Genomic DNA, 8,097 nt, shown 5'->3' on the forward strand with positions numbered 1-8,097 from the left:
AAGCTAGGTAGCTCCGAGCAGACTCTCTCGCTGCAGCGCTCGGGCACCGCCTAATATACACCCAACAACCAACAAAAGGCTGACTAGTGAGCCAGCGATCATCAGAGATATGGAGACCGTATCCCCAACCAGTAGAGCCTTAAACCACTGCTGTTGCGCGACCAGCGGGACCAACTGCCAGGCAGGCTCCTCTAGCTCTATGGATGACATATCCAATATTAACAACATAGTGACAGGTAAAATCTGCAATATACTCAATTGAGTTTGGGCATCTTTAAATGACTGGGAACGCAACGCTAACAATATTTGCAGTACGGCAACCAATAGAGCCAGTGGGAGCAGGGCTAGCGCCATAGCAACCATGCCACTCAGCGTAGTTGCATGTTGTATCCCCATTTCAGCCAAGGGCAAAAATGGAAAAACAGCCATTAGCGAAACTAACGCGAGAATTGAAGATAACCAACTGATACTGGCTACAGCGAGAACCTTGGCCAGGACCACCTGCCAGGCGGCCAGAGGTTGTTGCAGTAATACCTCAAAACTCATTCTCTCCCGCTCACCGGCAGAGGCATCAATGGACGAGGACAGGCAACCTATAAACAGCGTCATTATCAAGAGTGTCGGTATTGAACCAACAATCCAGGCACTGCGGGTAGACGGGGTACTGACATCCCTGACCTGGACTTGCCAGGGTGCTATTGTTTTTAGTGGGACTCCCCTAGCGACCATTCTTTGTTGAACAATGAGCTGTTGTAGCTCACCCAGCTTTTGTTGAACATGACTCGCGCCTTGCCCGCTGAAACGATCGGAGCTATCAACATACAAATAAACCTTGGGGCTGCGGAAATTGCGATAATCGGTAGAAAAACCTTCATCAATTTTCACAACTGCATCGTAACCTTCATCAAGTAAAGCTATCGGGTCCCCTTCTGACAGGCTATCCAGTTCCACCCGCCCTTTACTCAGCTGCTGCTCTAATACTGGTAAATCCTGCCCGCCTAACAACGCTAGCTGAAATGTCCTCTCCCCTTGGGACTTAAACATAAACAGAGTCATCGATGCGATCATTCCGGGAAATGAAATGGCAAACAGCAAAGATAAATACAGTGCTCGCCGGTCACGCCAAACCTCTAAAGACTCCTTCTTCAGAAGAGCAGACATGGCGGGAGTAAATAATAGGTTTAAAAATTTCATGCCATCACCTCCCCTTTAACCCCGTAAGCCAGAGTGACGAAACTATCTTCCAGGTTTTTACAGCCTGTGCGTTCTACAAGCTCATCGGGGGTACCACTATCGACAATAGCACCGTTAGCCATCACCAATACTCTATCTGACAACTCAGTAACTTCAGCCATAATATGGCTGGAAAATAAAATGGCTACGCCCTCAGAGCGCAACCGCAGAAGTGTTTTCCGCAGCAGTCTCGCTGCAAGGACATCAAGCCCGCGAGTCGGTTCATCGAGTATCAAATGCGTAGGCCGGTGAACTAGTGCCCGCGCCAGCGACACTTTCATTCTCTCCCCCTGGGAAAAGCCTTTTGTCCGACGTTGCCACAAATCTTCTAATTCCAGCTCTTCTCGAACAGAATTCAATGCGCGCTTAAGCTCTGCCCCAAATAATCCCTGCGCACTGGCAAAAAATGATAAGTACTCCGCTACAGTAAGTCGTTCATACAAGCCTTCACGATCGCCGACAACGCCCAATTGCCGCTTTATTTCTAATGGCTTTTCGGCCACATTAAGCCCACTAACAATTACTGTACCTTCATCCGGTTTTACCAACCCCGTTATAATTCTGAGGCATGTAGTTTTACCGGCTCCATTAGCCCCCAGCAAAGCGGTTATTTGGCCATCAGGTATATTGAAATTCAGGTCTTTGAGTACTTTCTTTCCAGAGAATTGCTTGTGAATAGATTTAACAGCAATCATTTGTTATCCCCTTGGCTCGATAGCAACTCACTGGATACCGCTTTATCAATTTCAGGTCCAAAAGCACCCGCCATAAAAGGTGGTCTTTGAATATCCGCAATACAATCACTATCTAAAGAAGCAAGTGGAGATTTTAGAAAATCATCTATTAGCTTTGGTATACAACCGCGCATACTATTGATATGTCCACCACCTGGAACCACTACCTGTTTTAATTCTGAAAGATACCCCAAGCTTTGTTCCGCATAATAATGTGGGGTAATAGGGTCAGCTTCCCCGGAAATAATTAACACAGGATGATTTCTTTCTTCCGGGACTTCGTAAGTGATAGGAGATACGGGCCACACCTTGCAACCCTCAGCAAAAATCTCAAAAAAAGCATCACCTAAAAAGCTATCGCGAATATCTACAGCCAGCTCTTCCTCTGTAGTGCGATTTAATTCTTCAGCGCAAGCAACTGATAAGGTGAGCCCCAAAGACATACTTCCATCATCAGATAAAAGTCCAACCAACCCCGATAGCGGTAAATAATTACCGTCCTCAGCCTGGCTAATAGCATATGGTAACTGCGCTGCCGTTTCAGGTGCGTAGAGCGCGGTCCTTATCAGGTTTTGTATGAAGCTACGAGGAACTCTTGTTTCCATTGTGCGACCAGAGTGAGGGTCCGGGAAATTCGCTGCCCTTCCATCCCAGTCCCTAAGCAAGCTATCCAGGTCAGATCTCCAATCGCCAAATTCGGAGCACACCGGATCCTGACTGCAGTCTTTCTCCAGTTTTAGCAGCGCCTTTTCAGCAGCTTGCGCAGTAAGAAAAACTTTTGAATCAATCGGGGCTACAGCATCCAGGATCAGGACACTTAAACTTTCGGGATACCATTGCTGGTAAAGAAGCGCGGTGCGAGTTCCCCAAGAACCTCCCCACAAAGCAATTTTTTTATGCCTCAACTGGAGGCGCACTTCCTCCAGATCATCAACCGCTTGACGGCTATGCAGGGCTTTCGCAAAGGAAGAGTTTTCAAGGTAGCAAGTTGAGAATTGATCGGTGACCGCCTCCAGATCCATATGGACTTCTCCGTCGATCCCACAGTCAAGTGCTGCCGAGTAACCCGAACCGCGTCTATCGACAAGAACGATCGCCCTACTCTGATTAACTTTATATAAGGCATTTAGAATCGGGGTCAGATAACTGGCTGCCTGGCCGGGGCCGCCGGCCAGTAAATAAAGTGGCTCCAGCCCAATGTCATTAACTGCTGGGGCTATCATTACCGCTAGGTCTACTGCAGCTTCTCCTTCACCAACCGGTATCTTTGTACAGCGCAGAGCATGGCTCCAGCCGTCCAGGTAGCAGGACTCGAAGTTATTCTCTTTTCTCTCTTCTGCAACTGCTGGAGATAGCCCTATAAACAAGCTGATCGCGAAGATCGACCTCTGTATCCAAACCACTGCCAACCCCCTATCCACCGAATTTATCTCAACCAGTGTATCGAACTGCTCCTAAGGTGTCGTCATCCAACAAAGGTCAGATATTTGCATTTGCATTAGCGCCCACCCCTGCACAGTGGTATGGTTTCTTATTTACTTGCCCATGATTGCACACATGAGCTTTTCAGACCGAGAAAAACACCTAATCCGAGCCGCCTTTGCCTGGGGCCAAATCACACAACAGGAAGGCTATACACTTTCTGATCTTGAAATTGAAAAATCGGTTCTCTTCCGACGATTGCTTGGTGGCCGGCCGCCATTGGCATTTCCGCCACCATTGCGTCACGGATTTCCCTGGTATGACGTTATTGAAGGGCGTAGCGAACACTTAGTGAGCGCATCCGAAGCCTCACCTGAATGCAGCATCATTGCACCGGGCTGTAAGCTCGGGGATACCTGCATCCTTATTGACGGCGCCTTTTGGCGCGTAGTCGAAACTGTTCGCGAGCACGAAGAATATATCGTTGAATGGGGCCAATACCCAATGCAATGGCGCTTGAAAAAGCATTGGGAAGTAAACTATGAAATGACACAACAGCTTCATAGTTTTCGTAAAGATAACCCCAATGCCGAAGTGAGCTTTGACAACTATTTAAGCCAAAGGGAGTACCGGGAATTTCGCATAGACAATGATCAGACGGTATGGCTCTGTGAATGGCAATTAAGCCGCACTAGCCTCTCTGGTTGGGTTTGGGTTGGGACAATACTACCTGTTCCCGATTATCAGCTCGTTCCAGTATTCGACGATGATCACGGCCCGGTTATTCTCGGCGAGGATGGTAATTCCAATGGGCAGGCCTGGCTGCGTATTGAAGATGCCAAAGATGAATACCGCTTCGTTAAACTATTGGGAACCTACGACTACCAATCGCTAATTACTGCGAGCACCACTGAGCTGAAGACCTTTTTACAAGATCTACAGCAAGAAGAGTCAGCAGACATTGAAGTATTGGATTGGCACCAGAACAATGCCGCACGACGCTTTGCTCTCCCTGCCGAGCTGGTTCCACTGGAAGACCTCAGTTTGAATGATATGAACTTTGATCTCGTTCCAGATAACGCATTTGCCTACTAGCCCACCCAAGCCCCACCTAGTGGGGCTTTTTTTATCCCCAAATTTTTCTTCCCTCGCATACTGGCGTACCAATCAGCCGCAGTAATCCACAGATTTATCGCTCATAACACTGTTAATAACTGATGTCCGTTTTATGGCGTCTTTGTTACCAACAGAAACCATGGATAGAGCTGTGTATAACTCCGGGATATCCCCTGCCAGCCCCGTGGTTGCTTGGCTCTATTGAAGGCGGGTAAAAAAGCAGCACTTTTTGCGCGGATTTCCACAGCCAGGTGTTACTAACAGAAAGTCTGGATAGAGTTGTGCATAACTTTAATAAACGGGCTACAGGCCCCGTGGTTACAGGGGATTACTGCAGAGACTAAAAAATCACCGATGTTTTTACCGGCTAAATTTAATTTTTGGCGGGAGTGGTATGGGTACTTTTCTGGTTTTTACGCGAGTTATTTTTGTTGGATTATTTTTTGAGTGAACGCAAAGGCGTTTGCTACGGAGGTCGGTAAAGACCTATTTTTATAGGCTTTTTAGGAGAGCGTCTGTTTAAGCTGCTCAGGTAGTTTTAGGTTTTTCTTTTTTTTAATTACTGACTGATTTTTTAAATAGAAAGTTGAGCATTAAAGTTTTTCAGAATTACTTTTATTTTTTCTATTTAATTTTTGCCAAGTACTTTCTGCTCTCTCTCTTTCTTCCCTTTCTTAGTTTTTTTATTTTTGTTTTTTAAAATATTTTTCAGCCATAAAAAAAGGGCCACCCTGTTGGGTGGCCCTTTTCGGATTAGAAGCCTGACGATGACCTACTCTCACATGGGGAAGCCCCACACTACCATCGGCGATGTTGCGTTTCACTTCTGAGTTCGGCAAGGGATCAGGTGGTTCCACAACTCTATGGTCGTCAGGCAAACTGGCTTGGGTTGGCGTTGGTCTTATAAGCAATGTGCTTGGCCTGCCGTGTTATCGCTGTTTGCCTCGGTCATGATGGTGACCGGCGATAACCCCAAATAAGTCGGTAAAACAATCTGTAGTAATACACCGCAAGCGATCGTATGTCTCTAACTCACAATCCGCTAGCTTAGCTAGTCGTTAGTAACCATCTCTGTTGTATGGTCAAGCCGCACGGGCAATTAGTACTGGTTAGCTCAACGCCTCACAACGCTTCCACACCCAGCCTATCAACGTGGTAGTCTTCCACGGCCCTTCAGGAGGCTCAAGGCCTCAGGGAGATCTTATCTTGAAGGAGGCTTCCCGCTTAGATGCTTTCAGCGGTTATCCCGTCCGAACATAGCTACCCGGCAATGCCACTGGCGTGACAACCGGAACACCAGAGGTTCGTTCACTCCGGTCCTCTCGTACTAGGAGCAACTCTTCTCAAATCTCCAACGCCCACGGCAGATAGGGACCGAACTGTCTCACGACGTTCTAAACCCAGCTCGCGTACCACTTTAAATGGCGAACAGCCATACCCTTGGGACCGGCTTCAGCCCCAGGATGTGATGAGCCGACATCGAGGTGCCAAACACCGCCGTCGATGTGAACTCTTGGGCGGTATCAGCCTGTTATCCCCGGAGTACCTTTTATCCGTTGAGCGATGGCCCTTCCATACAGAACCACCGGATCACTATGACCTACTTTCGTACCTGCTCGACATGTCTGTCTCGCAGTCAAGCGCACTTATACCATTATGCTCATTGCATGATTTCCGACCATGCTGAGTGCACCTTCGTACTCCTCCGTTACTCTTTGGGAGGAGACCGCCCCAGTCAAACTACCCACCATACACTGTCCTCGATCCGGATAACGGACCAGAGTTAGAACCTCAAACATACCAGGGTGGTATTTCAAGGACGGCTCCACAACAACTAGCGTCATTGCTTCAAAGCCTCCCACCTATCCTACACAAATAGGCTCAAAGTTCAGTGCAAAGCTGTAGTAAAGGTTCACGGGGTCTTTCCGTCTAGCCGCGGGTACACTGCATCTTAACAGCGATTTCAATTTCACTGAGTCTCTGGTGGAGACAGCGTGGCCATCGTTACGCCATTCGTGCAGGTCGGAACTTACCCGACAAGGAATTTCGCTACCTTAGGACCGTTATAGTTACGGCCGCCGTTTACCGGGGCTTCGATCAAGAGCTTCGCCGAAGCTAACCCCATCAATTAACCTTCCGGCACCGGGCAGGCGTCACACCCTATACGTCCTCTTACGAGTTTGCAGAGTGCTATGTTTTTAATAAACAGTCGCAGCCACCTGGTCACTTCGACCGGCCTCAGCTTAGGGAGCAAGTCCCATCACCAAAACCGGCGTACCTTCTCCCGAAGTTACGGTACCATTTTGCCTAGTTCCTTCACCAGAGTTCTCTCAAGCGCCTTGGTATTCTCTACCTGACCACCTGTGTCGGTTTAGAGTACGATTCACTATTACCTGAAGCTTAGAAGTTTTTCCTGGAAGCAGGGCATCAACCACTTCACCCACTAAGTGGGCTTCGTCATCAGTTCTCAGCCTTAGGGACCCGGATTTGCCTAAGTCCCCAGCCTACAACCTTAAACATGGACAACCAATCGCCATGCCGGCCTAGCCTTCTCCGTCACTCCGTCGCAGTAATAGCGAGTACAGGAATATTAACCTGTTTCCCATCGACTACGGCTTTCGCCCTCGCCTTAGGGGTCGACTAACCCTGTCCCGATTAGCGTTGGACAGGAACCCTTGGTCTTCCGGCGGGGAGGTTTTTCACCTCCCTTATCGTTACTCATGTCAGCATTCGCACTTGTGATACCTCCAGCAGACCTCCCGATCCACCTTCAACGGCTTACACAACGCTCCTCTACCATGCTCCTAAGAGCATCCGCAGCTTCGGTTATCAGTTTGAGCCCCGGTATATCTTCCGCGCAGGCCGACTCGACTAGTGAGCTATTACGCTTTCTTTAAAGGATGGCTGCTTCTAAGCCAACCTCCTAGCTGTCTGGGCCTTCCCACATCGTTTCCCACTTAACTGATATTTGGGACCTTAGCTGGCGGTCTGGGTTGTTTCCCTTTCCACGACGGACGTTAGCACCCGCCGTGTGTCTCCCGCGATTGCACTCCTCGGTATTCGGAGTTTGCATGGGGTTGGTAAGTCGGGATGACCCCCTAGCCCAAACAGTGCTCTACCCCCGAGGGTGAGACGCGAGGCGCTACCTAAATAGCTTTCGAGGAGAACCAGCTATCTCCCGGCTTGATTAGCCTTTCACTCCGATCCACAGGTCATCCCCTAATTTTTCAACATTAGTGGGTTCGGTCCTCCAGTTGATGTTACTCAACCTTCAACCTGCCCATGGATAGATCGCCGGGTTTCGGGTCTATTGCCTGCAACTAAACGCCCTATTAAGACTCGATTTCTCTACGGCTCCCCTAAGCGGTTAACCTTGCTACAGACAATAAGTCGCTGACCCATTATACAAAAGGTACGCAGTCACCCCGAAGGGCTCCTACTGCTTGTACGTATACGGTTTCAGGTTCTATTTCACTCCCCTCTCCGGGGTTCTTTTCGCCTTTCCCTCACGGTACTGGTTCACTATCGGTCAGCTGGGAGTATTTAGCCTTGGAGGATGGTCCCCCCATGTTCAGTCAAGATAACACGTGTC

General features: G+C 48.7%; 4 protein-coding genes and 2 rRNA genes (1 of these 6 running past the window's edge). 1 reads left to right on the top strand and 5 read right to left on the bottom strand.

Annotated elements, in window-relative coordinates; translation table 11 throughout:
• Positions 1–3: 3 nt before the first annotated feature.
• From P0078_RS11125 to P0078_RS11135, 3 genes are read right to left on the bottom strand one after another with little or no spacing between them, the layout of a single operon-like run.
• Complete coding sequence (locus P0078_RS11125) at positions 4–1,194, bottom strand: ABC transporter permease (RefSeq protein WP_282934410.1); 1,191 nt, start codon at positions 1,192–1,194, stop codon at positions 4–6.
• Entirely contained in the window at positions 1,191–1,928 is a 738-nt protein-coding gene (locus P0078_RS11130) for an ABC transporter ATP-binding protein (protein ID WP_282934411.1), read from the bottom strand. The genes P0078_RS11125 and P0078_RS11130 overlap by 4 nt, the downstream gene beginning before the upstream one ends.
• Complete coding sequence (locus P0078_RS11135; protein ID WP_282934412.1) at positions 1,925–3,370, bottom strand: alpha/beta fold hydrolase; 1,446 nt, start codon at positions 3,368–3,370, stop codon at positions 1,925–1,927. Before P0078_RS11135 ends, P0078_RS11130 begins: the two co-directional genes overlap by 4 nt.
• 154 nt (positions 3,371–3,524) lie before the next feature.
• On the opposite strand from P0078_RS11135, the gene P0078_RS11140 reads away from it, so the two are divergent.
• Positions 3,525–4,484, top strand: a complete 960-nt coding sequence (locus P0078_RS11140; RefSeq protein ID WP_282934413.1) for a hypothetical protein — start codon at positions 3,525–3,527, stop codon at positions 4,482–4,484.
• A gap of 780 nt (positions 4,485–5,264) precedes the next feature.
• Here the strand turns inward: P0078_RS11140 and rrf are convergent.
• Positions 5,265–5,380 (bottom strand): 5S ribosomal RNA (rrf, locus tag P0078_RS11145).
• Between the two features lie 203 nt (positions 5,381–5,583).
• Positions 5,584–8,097, bottom strand: a 23S ribosomal RNA gene (locus tag P0078_RS11150) (it continues 368 nt past the right edge of the window).

The sequence above is a fragment of the Microbulbifer sp. VAAF005 genome, from assembly GCF_030012985.1.
Classification (GTDB): Bacteria; Pseudomonadota; Gammaproteobacteria; order Pseudomonadales; family Cellvibrionaceae; genus Microbulbifer.